22 protein-coding genes are annotated in these 20,903 nt (G+C 26.7%); 14 read left to right on the top strand and 8 right to left on the bottom strand.

Annotation, left to right across the window (positions count from 1 at the left end):
* Nucleotides 1-36: 36 nt before the first annotated feature.
* Nucleotides 37-1,404 carry an oxygen-independent coproporphyrinogen III oxidase gene (gene hemN, locus ACRYA_RS05065; RefSeq protein ID WP_105917479.1) on the bottom strand — a complete coding sequence of 456 codons (1,368 nt, stop codon included), beginning with the start codon at nucleotides 1,402-1,404 and terminating at the stop codon, nucleotides 37-39.
* The gene (gene argF / locus ACRYA_RS05060; RefSeq protein WP_105917478.1) at nucleotides 1,405-2,334 is read right to left on the bottom strand and encodes an ornithine carbamoyltransferase; all 930 of its coding nucleotides are present in this window, start codon (nucleotides 2,332-2,334) and stop codon (nucleotides 1,405-1,407) included. It abuts the gene before it with no gap.
* Between the two features lie 171 nt (nucleotides 2,335-2,505).
* Between argF and ACRYA_RS05055 the strand changes: the two genes are divergently transcribed.
* From ACRYA_RS05055 to ACRYA_RS05045, 3 genes are read left to right on the top strand one after another with little or no spacing between them, the layout of a single operon-like run.
* Nucleotides 2,506-4,623 carry a ribonucleoside triphosphate reductase gene (locus ACRYA_RS05055; protein WP_105917477.1) on the top strand — a complete coding sequence of 706 codons (2,118 nt, stop codon included), beginning with the start codon at nucleotides 2,506-2,508 and terminating at the stop codon, nucleotides 4,621-4,623.
* The gene (gene nrdD, locus ACRYA_RS10880; protein ID WP_108723435.1) at nucleotides 4,601-4,765 is read left to right on the top strand and encodes an anaerobic ribonucleoside-triphosphate reductase; all 165 of its coding nucleotides are present in this window, start codon (nucleotides 4,601-4,603) and stop codon (nucleotides 4,763-4,765) included. The genes ACRYA_RS05055 and nrdD overlap by 23 nt, the downstream gene beginning before the upstream one ends.
* A complete protein-coding gene (locus tag ACRYA_RS05045) occupies nucleotides 4,743-5,420 on the top strand; it encodes an anaerobic ribonucleoside-triphosphate reductase activating protein (protein ID WP_105917476.1) in 678 nt (225 codons plus the stop codon). Before nrdD ends, ACRYA_RS05045 begins: the two co-directional genes overlap by 23 nt.
* Nucleotides 5,421-5,423: 3 nt before the next feature.
* Here ACRYA_RS05045 and folP read toward each other — a convergent pair whose 3' ends face one another.
* Genes folP through ACRYA_RS05020 form a run of 5 tightly spaced genes read right to left on the bottom strand, consistent with a single transcriptional unit; the run spans nucleotide 5,424 to nucleotide 9,444 of the window.
* The gene (gene folP, locus ACRYA_RS05040; RefSeq protein WP_105917475.1) at nucleotides 5,424-6,563 is read right to left on the bottom strand and encodes a dihydropteroate synthase; all 1,140 of its coding nucleotides are present in this window, start codon (nucleotides 6,561-6,563) and stop codon (nucleotides 5,424-5,426) included.
* Complete coding sequence (locus ACRYA_RS05035; RefSeq protein ID WP_228199721.1) at nucleotides 6,560-7,183, bottom strand: DNA polymerase III subunit delta'; 624 nt, start codon at nucleotides 7,181-7,183, stop codon at nucleotides 6,560-6,562. Before ACRYA_RS05035 ends, folP begins: the two co-directional genes overlap by 4 nt.
* A 2-nt stretch (nucleotides 7,184-7,185) precedes the next feature.
* The gene (locus ACRYA_RS05030) at nucleotides 7,186-7,737 is read right to left on the bottom strand and encodes a HobA family DNA replication regulator (protein ID WP_105917473.1); all 552 of its coding nucleotides are present in this window, start codon (nucleotides 7,735-7,737) and stop codon (nucleotides 7,186-7,188) included.
* 1 nt (nucleotide 7,738) lies between these two features.
* Nucleotides 7,739-8,950, bottom strand: a complete 1,212-nt coding sequence (locus ACRYA_RS05025) for an aspartate kinase (RefSeq protein WP_105917472.1) — start codon at nucleotides 8,948-8,950, stop codon at nucleotides 7,739-7,741.
* Nucleotides 8,951-8,970: 20 nt separating this feature from the next.
* Nucleotides 8,971-9,444, bottom strand: coding sequence for an RNA pyrophosphohydrolase (locus tag ACRYA_RS05020; protein WP_176549281.1), 474 nt, complete (start codon nucleotides 9,442-9,444; stop codon nucleotides 8,971-8,973).
* 72 nt (nucleotides 9,445-9,516) lie between these two features.
* On the opposite strand from ACRYA_RS05020, the gene hemW reads away from it, so the two are divergent.
* From hemW to ypfJ, 11 genes are all read left to right on the top strand, one after another.
* Nucleotides 9,517-10,605: a radical SAM family heme chaperone HemW gene (hemW, locus tag ACRYA_RS05015; protein ID WP_105917470.1), complete on the top strand. Its 1,089-nt coding sequence runs from the start codon at nucleotides 9,517-9,519 to the stop codon at nucleotides 10,603-10,605.
* Between the two features lie 13 nt (nucleotides 10,606-10,618).
* Nucleotides 10,619-11,458, top strand: coding sequence for a peptide chain release factor N(5)-glutamine methyltransferase (gene prmC / locus ACRYA_RS05010; RefSeq protein WP_105917469.1), 840 nt, complete (start codon nucleotides 10,619-10,621; stop codon nucleotides 11,456-11,458).
* Between the two features lie 28 nt (nucleotides 11,459-11,486).
* Nucleotides 11,487-13,451 carry a M3 family metallopeptidase gene (locus ACRYA_RS05005; protein ID WP_105917468.1) on the top strand — a complete coding sequence of 655 codons (1,965 nt, stop codon included), beginning with the start codon at nucleotides 11,487-11,489 and terminating at the stop codon, nucleotides 13,449-13,451.
* Nucleotides 13,452-13,513: 62 nt separating this feature from the next.
* Nucleotides 13,514-14,056: a hypothetical protein gene (locus tag ACRYA_RS05000; RefSeq protein ID WP_105917467.1), complete on the top strand. Its 543-nt coding sequence runs from the start codon at nucleotides 13,514-13,516 to the stop codon at nucleotides 14,054-14,056.
* 9 nt (nucleotides 14,057-14,065) lie between these two features.
* Complete coding sequence (locus ACRYA_RS04995; protein WP_105917466.1) at nucleotides 14,066-14,341, top strand: hypothetical protein; 276 nt, start codon at nucleotides 14,066-14,068, stop codon at nucleotides 14,339-14,341.
* 20 nt (nucleotides 14,342-14,361) lie between these two features.
* On the top strand, nucleotides 14,362-15,876 hold the full coding sequence (locus tag ACRYA_RS04990) for a sensor domain-containing diguanylate cyclase (protein ID WP_105917465.1): 1,515 nt from the start codon (nucleotides 14,362-14,364) through the stop codon (nucleotides 15,874-15,876).
* Between the two features lie 2 nt (nucleotides 15,877-15,878).
* Nucleotides 15,879-16,244, top strand: a complete 366-nt coding sequence (locus ACRYA_RS04985) for a YbgC/FadM family acyl-CoA thioesterase (protein ID WP_105917464.1) — start codon at nucleotides 15,879-15,881, stop codon at nucleotides 16,242-16,244.
* Nucleotides 16,245-16,715, top strand: a complete 471-nt coding sequence (locus ACRYA_RS04980) for a phospholipase D-like domain-containing protein (RefSeq protein WP_105917463.1) — start codon at nucleotides 16,245-16,247, stop codon at nucleotides 16,713-16,715.
* A 33-nt stretch (nucleotides 16,716-16,748) separates the two neighbouring features.
* Nucleotides 16,749-17,966 (top strand): M48 family metallopeptidase, encoded by a 1,218-nt coding sequence (locus ACRYA_RS04975; protein WP_105917462.1) that lies wholly within the window; start codon nucleotides 16,749-16,751, stop codon nucleotides 17,964-17,966.
* Nucleotides 17,963-19,132 (top strand): DNA recombination protein RmuC, encoded by a 1,170-nt coding sequence (locus tag ACRYA_RS04970; RefSeq protein WP_105917461.1) that lies wholly within the window; start codon nucleotides 17,963-17,965, stop codon nucleotides 19,130-19,132. The genes ACRYA_RS04975 and ACRYA_RS04970 overlap by 4 nt, the downstream gene beginning before the upstream one ends.
* 3 nt (nucleotides 19,133-19,135) lie before the next feature.
* Complete coding sequence (gene ypfJ, locus ACRYA_RS04965) at nucleotides 19,136-20,023, top strand: KPN_02809 family neutral zinc metallopeptidase (protein ID WP_105917460.1); 888 nt, start codon at nucleotides 19,136-19,138, stop codon at nucleotides 20,021-20,023.
* Here ypfJ and ACRYA_RS04960 read toward each other — a convergent pair.
* Complete coding sequence (locus tag ACRYA_RS04960) at nucleotides 20,020-20,895, bottom strand: DMT family transporter (RefSeq protein WP_105917459.1); 876 nt, start codon at nucleotides 20,893-20,895, stop codon at nucleotides 20,020-20,022. The two genes, ypfJ and ACRYA_RS04960, sit on opposite strands and share 4 nt — an antisense overlap.
* Between the last annotated feature and the right edge of the window lie 8 nt (nucleotides 20,896-20,903).

Below are 20,903 nucleotides of genomic sequence, written 5' to 3'. Positions count from 1 at the left end.
AAATGGACAAAAAGCCCATTTATTTAATAAAATAATTTAAATTGTTTTGGAAAATCTTCTTTTATCTTCCGGAATTTTATTTAAGTAAGCATCAAAAGGCATACAAATATTTCTAATTAGCATAGTTCCTGTTTGAGAAACTTCAATTCTATCATCATATATTTTAAGAAGTTCTGCATCTTCAAACTCTTTTAAAGATTCTAGTGCATCACTAAAATAGTCTTTGAAATCTATTTTAAACTCTTCTTCAACTTTTTTTATATTTAAAGAGAAATTACTCATAAGTTCCATAATTACATATTGTCTAAGAATATCGTCATCACTTAATCTATAACCTTTAAACACAGGTAGATCTCCATTATCAATAGCTTCTTCCCATTCATTTAAATCTTTAAAATTTTGTGCATAATAATCTACACCATTTCCTATGGAAGTAACACCAATTCCTATTAAATCTGCTCCACCTTTTGTTGTATATCCTTGAAAATTTCTATGTAATTCACCTTTTTTTATTGCTTTAAATAGTTCATCTTCTGGTTTTGCGAAGTGATCCATTCCAACCATTTTGTATCCATTTGATGTAAAAAAGTCTATTGTGTCTTTTAACATTTCAAGTTTTACATTTGGAGTTGGAAAAGTTGTTTCATCAAATTTTCTCATAGTTTTCATAAGCCAAGGAACATGTGCATAGTTAAATACTGCAAATCTATCTACATTTAGTGTTAGCATTTTTTCCAAAGTTTTTTTGAAACTCTCTTTTGTTTGGTGAGGCAAACCGTAGATTAAATCTGTATTTATAGATTTAATACCAGCATCTCTTGCTATATTTATTACATTTAAAGTTAGTTCAAAAGGTTGAATCCTATGAATTGTTTTTTGAACAGTTTCATCTAAATCTTGAACTCCAAAACTAAGACGATTAAACCCACCAGCTTTTAAAACATCCATATGCTCTTTTGTAAAGTATCTTGGATCAACCTCACAAGATATTTCAGCATCACTACTAAAATTTGGAAAAATGGTTTTTATAGATTTTATAACATCTTCTAATTGTTGCGGTGAAAAATATGTAGGAGTTCCTCCACCAAAGTGCATTTGTGTTACAACTCTAGATGTATTTAAGTTATTCTTTAAGATATTTAACTCTTTTTTTAGATAGTCAATATATCTTGTTTTCTTATCCTCTTTTGATGTAAATATCGTATTACAACCACAAAAGTAACAGGCACTTCTACAAAAAGGAAGATGAATATATAAAGACAAAGCTCTATTTTTATCTTGTTTTTTATAAAAATCTTTTAAATCTTCTTGTTTAAAATTTTCACTAAACTCAGGTGCAGTTGGATATGAAGTATATCTTGGACCTGGTTTTGAATATTTTACAAATTTTTCATAATCTATCATTTATTTCTCATCTCTTTTTTTATCAAGCCAAACCATAATACCTTTTTGTGCATGAAGTCTATTTTCAGCCTCTTGGAAAACTCTACTTTGGCTTCCTTCAAGTACCTTTTCACTAACTTCATAATCTCTATACGCAGGTAAACAGTGTAGAAATATTGCATTTTCTTTTGCTAATTTCATCATATTTTCATCAACCATATATCCAGAAAAATCTTTTACTCTTTTCTCTTTTTCTGACTCTTGTCCCATAGATATCCAAGTATCAGTTGTAACAACAGTTGAGTCTTTTATAGCCTCTTTTGGATCAAAATAAATTGTAATTTTTGCACCACTTTTTGAAGCTTCTTCTAAAGCAGTTTTTAAAATTTTACTATCTACTTGATAATTCTTTGGAGTAGCAATTCTAAGCTCAAATCCAAGTTTTGCTGCTAAATTTAGCCATGAGTGTGCCATATTATTTCCATCTCCAACATATGATACGACTAAATTTTTATCAAGTCCTTCTTCCATAATAGTAAGATAATCAGCCATTAGCTGAATAGGGTGATATTTATCAGTAAGCCCATTTATAACAGGAACTTTTGAGTATGAAGCAAACTCTTCAAGTTTTTCTTGCTCAAAAGTTCTAATCATTACCATATCAACCATTCTCGATATTACTCTAGCAGTATCTTTCATAGGTTCACCACGACCTAACTGAATATCATTTGATGAAAGAAAAAGCCCCACACCACCTAGTTGATAGATACCAGTTTCAAAAGATACTCTTGTTCTCGTAGAGCTTTTTTCAAAAATCATACCTAAAACTTTTTTAGGCATATACTCTTTAAAAACTCTTTTTTTTGTCTCATCTTTAATCTGTTTTGATAATTGAAGAATTTCTAAAATTTCATCTTTTGAGAAGTCTAATAAACTTAAGAAGTGTCTCATAATATTTTCCTTATATGGATTAAAAGCCAATATTTTAGTTAATTTATCTTTACAAACACTTAAAGAAAATAAGCTAATAGCCTTAAAATAACACTTTTGTGACTTTTTATATTACAAGTAATTAAGAAAAACTCTTTTAAACTTCCAGAGATTAGAAAAAAGGAATAAGCTATGCAAATAGAGATTTTAAAAAGAGATGGGAAAAAAGAGAAATTTGAAGCTTTTAAAATAGAGGATGCTATAAAAAAAGCATTTAAAAGTGTAAATACTATTTATGATAAATCAATATATTTTTCAGTTTTATTTGAGATAAAATCTAAAAATCTAAAAGCTGTTGAAGATATTCAAGATTTAATAGAAAAAGAGTTTTTTAAAAGTGAATATTTCGATGTTATGAAGAGTTTTATGCTTTATAGACACCTTCATAAAATTCAAAGAGAGCAGATTTTAGGATTAAATAGTGATACAACTTATGTAAACTCGACTCAAACTATACAAGAGTATATAAATGGCGAAGATTGGAGAATAAAAGCAAATTCAAATACAGGATACTCTCATGCTGGACTTATAAACAATAGTGCTGGAAAATTAATAGCAAACTATTGGCTTGATAAAATTTATACTAAAGAGCAAGGATATGCCCACAGAAATGCTGATATTCATATTCATGATTTAGATTGTCTAAGTGCTTATTGTGCGGGATGGAGTTTGAGGGTTTTACTCGATGAGGGATTTAATGAAGTAAGAGGAAGAGTTGAAAGTTCTGCTCCTAATCATTTTAGAGAAGCTTTGGGACAGATGGCAAATTTTTTAGGAATACTTCAAAGTGAGTGGGCAGGAGCTCAAGCATTTAGCTCTTTTGATACATACTTAGCGCCTTATGTATTTAAAGATAAACTTGATTACAAAGATATAAAAAAAGCTATAAGAAGCTTTGTTTATAATCTAAATGTTCCAGCACGATGGGGACAAAGCCCATTTACAAATATAACTATTGATTGGACAGTTCCTACTGATTTAAAAGAGCAAATACCAACACGAAATCAAAAACATCTGTTTAAAAATTTAAAAGATGATGAGCTTTTAAAAATTGCAAAAAGTAGGGGTGTTTCTTCTTTTGAAGAGCTTACATACAAACATTTTCAAAAAGAGATGAATCAAATAAACAGAGCTTACTATGAAATTATGACACAAGGTGATAAAACAGGACAACCATTTACTTTTCCAATCCCAACTGTAAATATAACTGAAGATTTTGACTGGGATGGAGAAAATACAGATATTTTATTTGAAAATACAGCAAAAATAGGAAGTAGCTATTTTCAAAATTTTATAGGAAGCCAATACAAAAAAGATAAATTGGGGAATAAAATAGCAAATGAAGAGGCATATAAACCAGGACATGTAAGAAGTATGTGTTGTAGATTACAACTTGATTTAAGAGAGCTTTTAAAACGAGGTGGTGGACTTTTTGGAAGTGCTGAAATGACTGGAAGTATTGGAGTTGTTACTATAAATATGGCAAGGCTTGGATATTTATATAAAAATGATACAAAAGGACTCTATGCAAGAGTTGAAGAGCTTATGGATTTAGCAAAAGATAGCTTAGAAAAAAAGAGAATTTTTGTACAAGAGATGTATGATAGAGGTCTTTATCCTTATACAAAAAGGTATTTACCACACTTTAACAACCACTTTTCAACTATTGGAGTAAATGGTATAAATGAAATGTTAAAAAACTTTTTTATTGATGAAGATATAGATTTATCAAATGAGAAAGGTATAGAGTTTACTATGGATTTGTTAGATTTTATGAGAGCTAAGATGCTTGAATATCAAGAAAGAACTGGAAATTTATACAATCTTGAAGCAACTCCAGCTGAAGGTACAACGTATAGGTTTGCAAAAGAGGATATAAAAAGATACAAAGATATTATTCAAGCAGGTTTTGGGAAGAATATTTATTATACAAACTCATCTCAGCTACCAGTTGATTTTACAGATGATCCTTTTGAAGCTCTTACATTACAAGATGATTTACAGTGTAAATATACTGGTGGAACAGTTTTACACTTGTATATGAAAGAAAAAATATCAAGTAGTGAAGCTTGTAAGAAGATGGTAAAAAATGTAATCTCAAACTTTAGATTACCATATATTACAATTACTCCACTTTTTTCAGTTTGCCCTATTCATGGCTATTTAGTCGGAGAATATGAGTATTGTCCAAAATGTGATGATGAAATTTTAAAAAAGGAATTAGAAGATGGAAAAAACAAGATTGCTTGAGAAAAATATAGAAAAAAGAACTAAATGTATAGTATATACTAGGGTTATGGGTTATCATAGACCAGTTGAAAGTTTTAATATAGGGAAAAAAGGTGAACATAAACAAAGAGTTAAATTTGTTGAACAAAAAGATTGTTTATAGTTTTACAAAATTTACAACAACAGACTATCAAGATGAAATATCTTGTATAGTCTGGCATATTTCTTGTAACTTGCTGTGTAGCTATTGTTATAATGATAATATAGTTTTTTCTAAACAAGGATTTTATTCTCATAATGATATTTTGGAGTTTTTAAAATCTAGAGTTGGGCTTTTAAGTGCAGTTGTTTTAAGTGGTGGAGAAGCTACAATGCATAACTTAGAACCTTTTTGTAAAGAAGTTAGAAAACTAGGATTTAAAATAAAACTAGATACAAATGGAATAAATACCAAAATTATAAAAGATTTAATCTCAAAAAACCTTATAGATTTTATATCTTTAGATTTCAAAGCTCCAAAAGAAAAGTTTAAGATTGTAACTCAAAAAAATAGTTATGAAAGTATTATAAATACAATAAAACACCTCTTAAGTATAAATTTTAATTTTGAAGTACGAACTACTGTAAATGCCGATTTATTAGACTTTGAAGATATAAATAAAATTATAGAGACACTTTATTGTTTAGGATATAATAGTATTTATTATGTACAAAACTTTTTACAAACTGCTACAAATATTGGAAATATTACTCAAAAAAAGATTTTAGAAAAAGATAAAATAAGAGATGATTTATTAAGAATTGAGTTTAGAAATTGAGTCTTAATTTATATTTTCTATAGCTTCAAAAACTTTAATTGCTTGAAAATGCTCTTTTACGTCATGACATCGTATAATACTAGCACCATATCTTAAAGATTCAAGATGTATAGCCAAAGTTCCAGGAAGCCTATTTTCGATTTCGCTAGGTGTAATCATATTTATCATAGATTTTCTACTAGCTCCAATTAGAAGTTCATATCCAAAATGCTTAAAATGTTCTAAATTTTTAAGTAAAAGTAGATTATGCTCTAATGTTTTTCCAAAACCAATTCCAACATCTAAGACAATATCATCTATACCGAAACTCTTAGCCTTTTGGATTCTATTTTTAAAAAAATCATCAATTTCAACCATAATATCTTCATAAGAAGGATTATTTTGCATAGTTGTTTGGTCTTTTTGCATATGCATTATTATAACTTGTGCTTTGTATACTGAAGCTAATTTACAAACTTCATCATCTTGTAATCCTGTTATATCATTAACTATTTTAAAACCATGATTTAAAACAAAATCAATAACTTTTGGAGAAAAAGAATCAATAGAAAAATCAACTTTTTCAAAATATCTATTTTTATATATTGTTTGGACTATATTTTTTACTCTTTCAAGCTCTTCATCACAACTAATTGGTAAACTTCCAGGACGGCTTGAAACAGCACCAATATCTATAATATCTACACCATCTTCTATCATTTGTTCTATTCTTTGTGAAGCACTTGAGTTATCAAATCTACTATTTTTAAAAAAAGAGTCTTCATTTGCATTTAAAACACCCATTATTTTGGTAGAAGTATTTATTTCTTTTGTAAAATCTTTTAGGATTTTAGCCAACTCTTTAAGCCCAAAAGGTTGTGATAACTCTTTTCGTGAAAGTATTTCGAAATGTTTTGTAGAACCTATAAGTAGTGCATTCACAAACTTGTCTTTTGCTATTATTACACCTTCTGGAACAGCTAAATCAGCGCCAATAGATAAAGCATCTTGCTTTAATATATTAGCAGCACCTACATGCAAATTTTTTATAAAAAGCGTATGAATTTTTGCTTTTTTTGACATAATAGCAACACCACTTTTATCACATTTTAAATTACTTAAAAATGTTTTTGTATCAGCTAAAGATAGTTTAGATACTTTCATTTTGACTCTTTTTCTAAAATAGATAAAAGAAGATAAGTTAAAACTGTAGTTGGTTTTGAATTTAGCTCCAAAAGTTTTATAGATTTAAAAAATACATCTAACTCTTTTTGATTAAATTTTATATTTTCTTTGTTTGCTTTTATTAAAATAGTTTCAACAATATTTATAGCTTCATTTTTTGTAATTTTTTGACTATTTTTTATAAAAGTGTATATATCTTTTAAATCTAATTTTTTTATATTTAGCTCAATATCATCTTTATTCACAACTTTTTTAAGATTTTTATATGGTAATCTTGAATAAATTGTTGGAAGTAGTGAATTTTTAGAAGAAACTAAAAGAATAAAAACTATATTCTTTGGTGGCTCTTCTAAAATTTTCAAAAGAGCATTTTGTGCTTCAACTCTAAATGTAGCACCACATAAAAAGAGATATTTTGTCTCATTTGATGCGATATATGACTCTTTTAGAGTTTTATTTGCTTGTTCTATTTGAAACTCATCTTTCTCTTCATTTTTTATAACTCTTGTTTGATGAGTAGGATAAACAGCTAGAATTTTGCTTAAACTATCTTCTATACTATTTACAATAAAGATTGAAGAGTTTGTAACTATTTCCAAGATTAACTCTCTACATTTATGTTTGCAAAAAGTGCTGCACTTAAAGTTTTGTTGTACAATCTAAACATTTGAAGAAGTTTCATATCTAGTCCATCATCATTTGATTTTAAGTTTAAAGAGCCTTGTCGCTCTTCATCAAAAATCCACAAAAAAGAGCTTTTTGTAATTTTTGCAAGTGTAGATCTATTGTCTTGACTTTTCCCAATATACCAAAAACAATATCCATTTGGAAAAGATATTTTCAGCATATCTTTAATATTTGAAATATCATCTTCTGATTTTATATGATCAAGATTTTTGTAAAATGAACTAAAATCATAAAATGGCAAAAAAGGTCTATTGAGTTTTGAAGAGTTTATATTAGATAAAATGTAGCTTGAAAACCATTCTCTCTCTTTATCTGTTATAATCAAAATAGAGTAACTTTTATCTAAAATGTTAGTAACATTTTTTGATACTAATGGAGCCCATTCAAACTTTTTTTCTTCCAACCAAGGAGATAAAAGCTTATCTTCCCTAATTGTATCAACTGTCCAATTTAAAAACTCTTGCAAACTATTTGTCCAGTTCGTATGCGTCGTGTAAAGCTCTTACAGCTAACTCTGCATATTTTTCATCAATAATCATAGAGATTTTAATCTCACTTGTAGATATAATTCTAATATTAATATTCTCATTCGCCATAGCTGTAAATGCTTTTGAAGCAACTCCAGTATTTGATTTCATACCAACTCCAACAATAGAAACTTTACAAATTGCTTCATTGTAATCTATATTTTTTGCTTGAGGTCTAAATTGCTCCATAACTTTTTTACAAATCTCTAAATCTGTCGTAGGAATTGTAAAATCTAAATCAGTTGTTCCATCAAGTCCTCTTGTTTGAACAATCATATCAACATTTATATTTGCATCTGCAAGAGCCGTAAAAATTGCACTAGCAACACCTGGTTTATCAACAACACCATACATTCCAACTCTTACTTGATTTTTATCTAAAGCTATTCCACTTACTATTGGTTTTTCCATAATTTCCTCTTCATTTGTTATTAAAGTTCCCTCTACATTGGGTGTAAAACTACTTCTTGATACTAGATTTACATTTAATTTTTTTGCCATTTCAACTGATCTATTTTGTAATACTTTTGCACCAAGACTTGCAAGTTCCAACATTTCATCATAAGATATTTTTTCTAACTTTTTAGCTTTTGGCTCAATTCTAGGATCTGTTGTATAAATACCATCAACATCAGTATAAATTTCACAAACATCAGCTTTTATAGCACCAGCAATTGCAACAGCAGATAAATCACTTCCACCTCGACCTAAAGTTGTAACTCTTGAACCATCAAGTGTAACTCCTTGAAATCCAGCAACTATAATAATATTTCCTTCACTTAAAGCACTTTTCATCTTTTGTGTATCTATTTTTTCTATCTTTGCTTTTGTGTGAGTATCTGTTGTCATAATTCCAGCTTCACGTCCTGTCATAGAAATAGTTTTGTAACCAATACTATTTAAAGCAATAGATAACAAAGCTGAAGTTACTCTCTCTCCTGAACTTAAAAGCATATCCATCTCTTTTAAATCAGGAGTTTTTGTATAGTATTCAGCATATTCTATTAACTTGTTTGTTTCACCACTCATAGCAGAAACAATAGCTATAACATCATGACCTTCATCTCTTATCTTTTTAATAATCTGTGCAACATTTGCAATTCTATCAAGTGTTCCGACACTTGTTCCACCAAATTTTAAAACTTTTAACATCTAATTTACTTATCCTTTTTTTAAATATATCCCTCATCTTTAAAATACTTTAGAACTTGCTTGTAAACAGTTCTTTTAAAAAAAGTTATATGTTCATAAACTTCTTTTAAAGATACAAACTTATATTCACTAAACTCTGGAATTTCAGTATTTATATTTATTTTTGCATCTTTTTTTAGTTTTACTAAATAGTATTTTTGTTTTTGACCATCATAAGGATACATCTTTTGAGCAATTACAGGAGGAAAAAGATAAGAGACCCAAGTTGGATATTCAGCTATTATTTCTATATCTTTTGTACCAATCTCTTCTTCAAGCTCCCTAAGAAGTGCCTCTTTTGTATTTTCTCCATCATCAATTCCACCTTGAGGAAACTGCCAAGCATTTGGAATATCAGTTCTTGAAGCAATAAAAATCTCACACTTCGCTGGATATTTAGATGATAATATAATAGCTGCAACATTTGGTCTTAATTTTTTTTTCTCTTTTTCAATCACATTTTTATCAGTCATAAATATATTTTTCCTTATAATTAGACGTTATTTTATAGAATATAGGATTAAAAATTGCTTTTATATATACATATCCCCTTTTGTGACAGCAAATGTTTTTACTGTGCATTCAACTCATATACGAATAAAAATAGTCAAAAAGAGGCATATATGAGAGCCTTAAAAATTGATTTAGAATACAATTTAAACTACTTAAAAGATAAAGAGATAAAATTAAGTACCGTTTTTATAGGTGGTGGGACTCCATCAACTGTTGATGCTTCTTTATATGAAGATATTTTTGAATTAATAAATCCATATATTTTAGAAAATTGTGAAATTACAACAGAAGCAAACCCAAATAGTGCCACAAAAGAGTGGTTGGAAAAAATGTATAGTTTAGGCGTGAATAGAGTTAGCTTTGGTGTACAAAGTTTTGATGATGAGAAACTAAAGTTTTTAGGTAGAAATCATAATAGACTTAATGCTATTAAAGCCATACAAAATGCAAAATGTATAGGTTTTAATAGTATAAATTGCGATATAATATATGGAGTTGCAAATGATAATTTTGAGCTTCTAAAAAGAGATTTTGATACTTTAAAAGAGTTAGAAGTTGAGCATTTAAGTGCGTATAGCTTAATAATAGAAGAGGATACAAAATTCTTTTTAAATGAAAAAGAGCTTCAAAAAAGTAAAAAAAGTCTAAAAATTGATGATGAAGATTTAAGTTATGAAATATTTAGATACCTTGAGAAGCTAGGCTTTAATCAATATGAAATAGCAAATTTTAGTACGAATGAGAACTTTGAATCAAAACATAATTATGGATATTGGTCTAAGGATGATTATATAGGAGTTGGAGCTGGAGCTGTTGCTTGTATTGAAAATAAAAGAATGTATAAACAAAAAAATATAGAAAAATATATACAAAACCCAAAATATGAAGATATTGAAGAGTTAAGCATTGATGATATAAAGGCAGAAAAAGTCCTTTTAGGATTTAGATGTAAGTTCGGGGTTGATTTGAACATACTATCTTCAAAAGAGCTTAAAAAAGTAGATGAGTTAATAGTTGAAAATAGGGTTTGTATAAAAGAAAATAGGGTTTACAATAATAATTTTCTACTTGCTGATGAAATAGCTTTATATATTTTAGATTAAAAAAAGAGGTAAAATGACAATAAAAGAGTGTGTAAAAAAATATGCATTAGATTTAAAAAATATCACACATATCCCAGCAAAAGAGGTTGAGATATTAATAATGCATTTATTGGATAAAAATGTAATTTGGTTACATCTTAATTATGATAAGCCTTTTACAAAAGAGTTAGAATTAGAAAAATTAGTAAAAAAAAGAGCTACAAATTTCCCTTTAGAGTATATTATAAAAAAAGCATCTTTTTATGGTGAACAATTTTTTGTAGAAGAAGAAGTTTTAATTCCAAGACCAGAAACTGAACTTTTAGTTGAAAATGCTTTTGAAATATTAAAAAATGTAAAAAATCAAGAAAAAGCCATAAAGGTTCTTGAGATTGGTACAGGAAGTGGAATAATTTCTGTTATGTTAGCACAACTTTTAAAAGATAAAAATATAGATTTTATAGCTGTTGATATAAACCCAAAAGCTATAGAATTAGCAACAAAAAATGCAAAAAAGTTTGAAGTTTTAGAAAAAATAGATTTTAGACTTAGTAATTTGTTTGAAAATGTGAAAGAAGATGATATTTTTATGCTTATTTCAAATCCACCATATATTGCAAATGATTATAAACTACCAAAGAATGTAGAGTTTGAGCCATCTAATGCACTTTTTGGTGGAGTTATAGGAGATGAGCTTTTGAAAAATATTATAGATGGTGCAAACAATAAAAAAATACCCTATTTACTTTGTGAAATGGGATTTGATCAAAAAAAGAGTTTAGGAGAGTATTTTAAAGAGTTTAATGTAGAATTCTACTCTTTTTATAAAGATTATGAAAAATTTGATAGAGGATTTACTCTAAAATTTAAATAAAATGAAGAATAATAAAGGATTAAAAAATATGTTTAAAGAGTTTAATATAGAGAATTTTGAGAATTCAAGTAATGTTTTGGAAGAGCTTTTAAATAAAAGTAGATTTGAAGTTGAAAAACTTTTAGAGATTAAAAATAAAACTTATAAAAATTTTGTATTGCCGTTTGTTGAAATAGGGGAGAGAATAAATGAATTTATTACTCCAGTGTTTCATTTAGATTCTGTAAAAAACTCAAAAATAACTTCTACAGTATATGAAGAGTGCCTTCCTCTTATCTCAAAATATGAAAGTGAAATAAGCCAAAATGAAAAGATTTATATAGCTTTAAAATATATACAGTCTAATGAAAAAAGTACTTTAAATAATATACAAATTAAAGTGCTAGAAAATGAGATAAGAGAGTTTGAGCTATCAGGTTGCCAACTAGAAAATAATAAAAAACAAAGACTAGAAGAGATAGATTTAGCTTTAGGAGAACTATCTCATAAATTTTCACAAAATATTTTAGAGGCAACAAACTCTTTTTCTCTTATAATTGAAAATTTTGAAGATGTAAAAGAGATACCAAAGTCAGATTTGGAACTAGCAAAATTTGAAGAAGATGGAAAAACTAAATATAAATTTACTCTTAAAATGCCTTCTTATATAGCTTATATGACTTATGGAACATCAAGAGAAAAAAGAGAAGAGCTATATAAAGCATACACAACACGAGCACCACAAAATGGTGAGTTGATAGAAAAAATTTTATCTTTAAAAGATGAAAAAGTAAATATTTTAGGATTTGAAAACTATGCTTCATACTCTTTAGCTACAAAAATGGCAAAGAGCGAAGATGAAGTTATAAACTTTTTGGAAGAGTTGGGAAATAAAGCAAAAGAAAAAGCGACAAAAGAGCTAGATGAAATTAAACAAATAGCAAAAGAAGATGGTATTAGTGACTTTAGAGCAAGTGATATTAGTTTCTACAGTGAAAAACTAAAAAAAGCACAATATGATATTGACGAGGAGTATTATAGACCTTATTTTGAACAAACTAGCGTTTTAAATGGATTTTTTAATGCTTTAAAAGAGTTATTTAATATTGGGTTTAAATCTTCAGATACAAAAGCTTGGGATGAAAAAGTAAAAGTGTATGATATTTTAGAGGATCATAAAACAATAGCTAGAATTTATATAGATTTAGAAGCAAGAGATGATAAAAGAGGTGGCGCTTGGATGAATAACTGGCACACATACTATAAAGACTCAAATAACAATATAAATCTTCCAACAGCTTATATCGTAGGAAATTTCCCACAATCAACAAAAGATATTCCATCTTTATTAAGACATAGTGATGTAGTAACACTTTTTCATGAAATGGGACATGCACTTCATCATCTATTAAGTAAAGTTGAAGAGCCAACTGTTAGTGGAATATCTGGAGTTGCTTGGGATGTTGTAGAGTTTCCATCTCAATTTTTAGAGTATTTTTCTTATGATAGAGATATTTTAAAACTATTTGCAAAACATTATCAAACAGGTGAAGTTCTTGATGATGAGGCAATAAATAGATTAATAAAAGCCAAAAATTTCCAATCATCAATGGCAACAATTAGGCAAATAGAGTTTGCTTTGTTTGACTTTAAACTTCATCAAAAACTATACAAAACAGAACTTGAAATTCAAGAGTTGTTAAATAGTATTAGAGATAAATTTTCTGTTATAAAAATCCCTGAGTATAACAAGTTTCAAAATAGCTTTTCTCATATATTTTCAGGTGGATATAGTGCAGGATACTATTCATATAAATGGGCTGAAGTACTAAGTGCAGATGCTTTTTATATGTTTTTAGACTCAAAAAATGTATTAAATAAAGAGTTGGGATTAAAATATAAAAATTGTGTACTAAGCAAAGGTGGAAGCGATAATATGGATAAACTATTTTTTGATTTTGCACAAAGAGAACCTAAAATTGACTCGCTTTTGAAAATAGATGGAATTATTTAGCTAAGTTTTGTAATAATACTATTTGATAAAATTTTTATATAAGTAATAAAGGATTAAAGACTATGACAAATGCAGAAACTATTTTAAAACTAAATGAGGCTTTAACAAGCTTAATAAAGGCCTATCAAGAACTTCAAGGAGAGAATGGAGTTCTTAAGCAAAGAGTAAATGAGTTAGAAGATGAAGTTTTAAATTTAGAGTTAATAAAAGAGGATTTAGAGAAAAGTGTTAATGAGCTTAAGAGTAATACAGAAGATGATAAAAATACTATTTATAGTATGCTGGGTCAAATAGAGGGAATTTTAAATAAAACTACTTCATCGTTAACGACAATAGAAGAAACAAAATATGAAGAAATAAAAAAGATAGATGATAATAAAGCATTTAATCCAGTTATTTCTCAAAATCTTTTAGATAATTCTTTTGAGCATAAAAATGAAACGGAATTAGAACCCGATAAAAAAGAGGAAGAAAATATCTTTGCTTATGAGCAAAATAGCCAAAATATTTTAAATGAAGATAATATTTTAGATAAAAATGAAGATGACAATAAAATTGATTTATCAGATGGAAGATTAGATTCTATCCTTGGAATAAAGCAGTAAATTTAACTTATGTTTATTACTGTAGATAAAAATATTATTTTAAACCTTTTTGGAGTAGATACTTTTTATGGCTTAGAGAGTGTTTTAGATACTATGTCTCCATCTTTGGTCGAGTATCATCTGTCTAATTTTTTAGATAGTGATAACTCAAGCTATTTTGACAAAAAAAATATTGAAACTACTTTTAATGTTGGTGTTTATAATTTACATATTGATTATAACAAAAATGTATTTATTGAAATAAATGAAGCTCAAAAAGATGAGCAAACGCTATCTTTTTGGTAAATTTTTTAAAATAGAATATCATGCCAGAAAATTTTAAAAAAAGTATTATCAAAACATTTGCTATAGAGTGGTTTTTATATATTTTTTTTATAATTATTATCACAATTTTTATAATATTTACTATTCTTTTTGAAAAACAGAAAGTAATAAAAACAGAAGAAAATAGATTATCAACTCAAGTAAAAATAATAAATGATAATATTTTAATGCAAATATATTCTATAAATGAAGCTTTTAAAAATATAAAAACTGCTATAAATAAAGAACATGATTTAATTTCAAATTTAAAATTATTTGTAAATGTTATACCATCAGTTAGAACTTTTTTAATAATGGATAAAAATGGAAATATAATAGCTTCAAGTAGAGATGATTTAATCCCTTTTAACTACTCTTCAAGAGATTATTTTAAAACAGTAAGAGAAAATCCTATAGAAAATAGACTATTTATTAGTTCACCATATATTAGTGTTTTAGGAACTCTAACTGTAAACATATCAACACCATTTTTTGATAAAAACAATGATTTTGCTGGGATTATTTTGGCTGCATTTGATCCAACTGCTTTGTCAAATTTATTAAGTTCTGTAATCTATTCAGATGATATGAAAGCATCTATTATTCATGGCGATGGAACTCTTTTTTTAACATTTCCAAGTAATTCTTTATTAGTTGGTAAAAAATTATTAGATAGTCAAAGTTTACTTTCAAAACATATATCAAGTGGAAATATTTTAAACACCTTTAAAGGATTAACTTACGCTGGAGAAGATAATAGAATTTTATCAATATACTCAATAATACCCAATGAACTTGATATAAATACACCTTTGTATGTAAGCGTTAGTAGAAACTTAAATATTTTGTATTCTGATATTAAAAATGAAATTATAGTTATGGCTATTTTATATTTTTTACTTTTGATATTTTCAATTCCAGGGATATTCTTTCTACAAAAAAGAAGATATATTTTACTTCAATTTGATATAAAAAATAGAGAAGAGAGTAGAAAAAAACTAGAAAATTTGGCATACATAGATAGTTTAACAAAAATTGCAAATAGAAGATATTTTGATGGATTTTTAGAAAAAGAGTGGAGCTATTGTAAAAGAAATCAAAAGGAGTTATCTATTATTTTATTAGATATTGATTTTTTTAAACAATACAATGATACATATGGACATCAAGCTGGAGATTTATGTTTACAAAAAATTGCTAGATGTCTAGAGGATAAACTAAATAGATCTCACGATTTAGTAGCAAGATATGGAGGAGAAGAGTTTATTTGTATTTTACCTAATACAAATAAATTCGATGCTATAAATATTGCAACAAAACTAAAAATAGCAGTACAAAATCTTGAAATACCACATGAGAATTCAAGAATCTCAAGTATAGTAACAATTAGTTTAGGAGTCTCAACGGTTATTCCAAAAGATAAACTTGAGAAAACAAAATTAATAAAAAAAGCTTATAATGCTCTATATTTAGCAAAAGAAAATGGTAGAAATAGAGTTGAATTTGAGGAGTTTTAAAGATGAAAATACGAGTTTATTATGAAGATACAGATTGTGGAAATATGGTTTATCATTCAAATTATTTAAACTATTGTGAAAGAGCTAGAAGTGAGCTATTTTTTCAAAAAGAATTGCTTCCTCACTCAGAAGTTGAGTTTTTTGTAGTTAAATCGTGTGAAGCCAACTGGATAAAATCTGCAAAATTTGCAGATATTTTAGAAATAAAAACAGAACTAATTGAGAAAAAATCAGCTTCAATTATTATGAAACAAGAGATTTTTAGAGAAAATGAGCTTATTTTTGAAGCAAAATTTAAGTTAGCATTTTTGAAGCTTGGAAAACCATCGAAAATACCACAAACTATATTTGAAATATTGGAGAATTAAATGAAAAAAATATTATTTATGCTACTGCTTATTATAAATGCTTACTCAAATGAGCTTTTTACACTTCCTGATGAATCTAATTTTCTAAAAGAGAAAATTAGATATGAAATTTTAAGCTCAAAGGAGTCTATTTTTATTGCGATGTATAATTTTTCATATAAAAATATTGCAAAAGATTTAATAAAGGCTTCAAAAAATGGAGTAAATGTAACTGTTGTTTTAGATAAAAGTAAAGTTGAAGCAAATGATAAAATCTACAATTTGTTAAAAGAAGCAAATATAAAAGTAATTATTCCAAATGATTCAAGAAAAATGCATCTTAAAACTATGATTTTTGATGACAAATTAGCTTTGATTGGTAGTTTAAATTTCACAAAAAAATCTTTTGAAAATAATTATGATTTAGTATATTTTACTAAAGATAGAAAGATTATTCAAAAATTAAAAGATATTAGAGCAAAATTTGAATAAAATGTATACTATTTTTTAAATAAGGATTTTTATTTGTTACAATTTTTTGTTATAGCATATTGTTTTTATCTTTTTTTTACAATTTATACATCTTTTATGCAAATTGGATTTGTAAAAGATGCAACTAAAAAAAAGGCTATTATTTTAAGTACAAAAAAATATCATGAAGCAGCTAATTATAGTATTGATAAAGAAAAATTAGCAATTTCTAGTTCATTTTTTGATTTTATTATTTTTATAATTTGGTTAAGTTTTGGTCTTAAATTTTTGGATAATCAAATAGATATTGATAATCCAATTTTAAAAGCAGTTTTATTTATAAATTTATTTATTATTATAAATTGGTTTTTATCTTTACCATTTTCTTTGTATCAAACTTTTAAACTAGATAAGAAGTATGGTTTTTCAAATATGACACCAGCTTTATATATTAAAGATACTATAAAATCAGCATTTCTTACAATTGTTTTTGGTTCTCTTGTAATTGCAGGAATTTCATATATTATTTTAAATTTTCCATCTTGGTGGATATTTGGTTTTATTTTTATTTTTGCAGTTATTATTTTGATAAATATGCTTTATCCACTCATTAGAGATAAAATGTTTGATAAGTTTGAAAAACTAAAAGATGTTGAACTTGAAGAGAAAATAAACTCTCTTTTAAAAGAGGTTGGTTTTAAAAGTAGTGGAGTTTACAGCGTAGATGCAAGTAAAAGAGATAGTAGATTAAACGCTTATTTTGGAGGTCTTGGAAGCACGAAAAGAGTTGTTTTATTTGATACATTGATTGAAAAATTAACTCATAATGAACTTTTAGCAGTTTTAGGACACGAGCTAGGACATTTTAAAAATGGTGATATTCTTAAAAATATAGGAATTATGGGATTAGTTATGTTTGTTTTTTTTGCTATTTTTGGAAATTTAAATGATGAGCTTTTTTTAAGTTTAGGATTAAAAAATGAACCTTATGCCATTATTGTAGTTTTTTTAATGTTTTCAACAGTTTTAAGCTTTTTTCTAATGCCTTTGATTTCTTTGATTTCAAGACACAATGAATATGCTGCAGATGATTTTGGAGCAAACTTATCTTGTAAAGAAGATTTAGTAAAAGCATTACTAAAACTAGCAAATGAAAATAAGTCTTTTCCATATTCTCACAAGCTTTACATATTTTTTTACTTCTCTCACCCACCTTTAATAGATAGATTTAAAGAGTTGGGATATGATGTTGAAAAAGAGAAGTTTATATGATTTTTGAATTTGAAAGTACAAATTTTTTTCTAATAGTTGCAATAGTTTTTATACTATTTGCAACTGTTTTATTTTTTATAGTTGAGAAGTATAAATCAAAGATAAAGAGTTTAGAGCTAGAAAAAGAGTTTTTAGAGACTTCTATTGCTCAAAATAGAGAAAATCAAGTTTTACTAAAAGCTGAGATAGAAAATATTACTTCTAAGATTTTTGAAGATAATTCAAAAAAATCGAACCAAAATATAAATCAAATTTTAGAACCATTTAAAGCTCAATTAAATATATTTGGAAATAGGGTAAATGAAGTTTTTACAGAAGAGACAAAACAAAGAAGCTCACTTTTAACAGAGATAAAAAATTTAAAAGAGTTAAATAATCAAATTTCAAATGATGCTTTAAATCTTACGAAAGCACTAAAAGGTCAAAATAAGATTCAAGGTGATTGGGGAGAGATGATTTTAGAATCTATTTTAAATCAATCAGGACTTAGAAAAGATATTGAATATAAAGTTCAAAACTCATTTAGAACCAATGAAGGAAATCTTGTAAGACCTGATATTATTGTTCATTTGCCAACAAATAAAGATATTATAATTGACTCAAAGCTATCTTTAAACTCATATATTGATTATTTTAATAGTGAAGATGAAATAGAGAAAAAAGAGTCGATTTCTAGGCTTTTAAGCTCTATAAAAAATCATATTAAAGATTTAAGCTCAAAAAAATATGAAAATATTGACTCATTAAGAAGTTTAGATTTTGTTTTAATGTTTATTCCTATAGAAGGAGCTTTTTCTATAGCACTATCACAAAATAGTAATATTTTTGAAATGGCTCTAAAATCAAATATTGTTATAGTTTCTCCAACAACTTTATATTCAAGCCTAAAAGTTATTGAAAATCTTTGGCAAGATAATAGACAAAGTGAAAATGCAAAAGAGATTTCAAAACAAGCAGCAGATTTATATGATAAGTTTGTAGGGTTCTTAAACGATTTTGAAGATATTGGAAAAAGTATAGATAAAAGTAAAGAGTCTTACGATAAAGCAATAAATAAACTAAGTAGCGGAAGAGGAAATTTAATCTCAAGAAGTCAAAAGTTTCTAGAGCTTGGAGTAAAACCAACAAAAGAGATCTCTATTAAATATATTAAAGATGAAGAGTAAGATATGAGATGGGAAAACAATAGAAGAAGTTCAAATATTGAAGATAAAAGAGAAGAAAAACAAAGTTTTGGAAGTAGTTCAAGAGGAAGTTCTATTGTCTCACTATTACCTTTAATTAAATCTCTTTTGGGTACAAAAATTGGAAGAATTATCTTAATTATTGGTTTAGTTTTATATTTTGGATTTGGAATAAATCCACTATCCTTTTTTGATGATGGATTAAGTAATCAAACACAAACTCAAAAAGTTGTAAACCAAGAATATGATGATAGACAAGCTGCTTTTGTTAGTTCTATTTTGGCTCAAACAGAAGATATTTGGAGAGAAGTTTTTATAAAAAATGGTTTATCTTATCAAGATGCAAAACTTGTACTTTTTAGAGGAGCAGTTAAAAGTGCTTGTGGATTTGCATCTTCTGCAATTGGACCTTTTTATTGTCCTAGCGATAAAAAAGTATATTTAGATTTAGCTTTTTTTGATGAATTAGCAAAAAAATATAAAGCCCCTGGAGATTTTGCACAAGCTTATGTAATTGCTCATGAAATAGGGCACCATGTACAAAATTTATTAGGAACTTTAAATAAAGTTCAAAAAGAAAAAAGTAATGTTTCTCCTACACAACAAAATGCCTTACAAGTAAAAGTTGAATTACAAGCTGATTGTTATTCAGGAATTTGGGCATATCATTCAAAAGCTATTTTTGACTCAATACAAGAAGGTGATTTGGAAGCTGGATTAAAAGCTGCTAGTGCTATTGGAGATGATACTTTACAAAAAAACTCTATTGGATATGTTATCCCTGATTCATTTACTCATGGAACTTCAAATCAAAGAATGGAAGCACTCAAAACTGGTTTTTATAGTGGAAATTTAAAAGATTGCTCTTTTTAACTCTTTTTTCTAAATAGTCTAAAAAAGTTTAGATTGTTTAGAATATATATTGCAATCATTGCAAAAATAACACCAAGAATTGTTGTAAATTCAATCTTTTCATTTAAGAAAATATTTCCTATTATAATAGCACTTGCAGGAACTAAAAATACAAAACTAGAAACCTCTTTTGCTCCATATTTAACTGCTCCAAAAAAGTAAATAGATGTTGCAAATGTTGTACTTAAAATAGTAATTACAAACATATTAAACCAAAAAACAGTATCAAATTCTAAAATTTTCATAAAAATAGAACTATCAATATAAAAAATATATAAAGTAGCACTAGAGATTATATAAGTATAAGTTGTAAATACAAAAGCATTTATTTTTATTGATTTAGCAGTAATTATAGTAATAATTGCCCATAAAGTTGATGCTATTATAAAATATATATTATCTTTGCTAAATATAGCTTCAAGACTAAATTGATATATATTTATCATATTTAAAACACCAAAAACTCCTAAAATCAAAGCAAAAGAGTGTTTTAAATTAATAGTTTTTTTACTTAAAATTGCTACAAAAATATATGTTATGATTGGAATCATTGAAGGAACCATAGCTCCACCTAAACTTCCAGTTCCATGCTCAACTCCCCAAAACATAAAAATACTATATAAAACTAGAAAAAAAGATGCAAAAAGTATCAAAATTAAAGTTTTAAAATCTAGTTTAAATTTCATATTTGTAAACAATATTATAGGAGCCATAGATATAAAACATATTCCCATTCTTAAAAATACCATTTCATAAGCATTTATATAGTTTGTAAGAACTTTTGTACTAATCCAAGATGCTCCCCAAAGTATCATAGATACAACAAGAAGCATATAAAAAA

Source organism: Aliarcobacter cryaerophilus ATCC 43158, assembly GCF_003660105.1.
Lineage (GTDB): Bacteria > Campylobacterota > Campylobacteria > Campylobacterales > Arcobacteraceae > Aliarcobacter > Aliarcobacter cryaerophilus.
The sequence above is the reverse complement of the archived record's forward strand: the minus strand, read 5'-3'. Positions and strand labels throughout refer to the sequence as shown.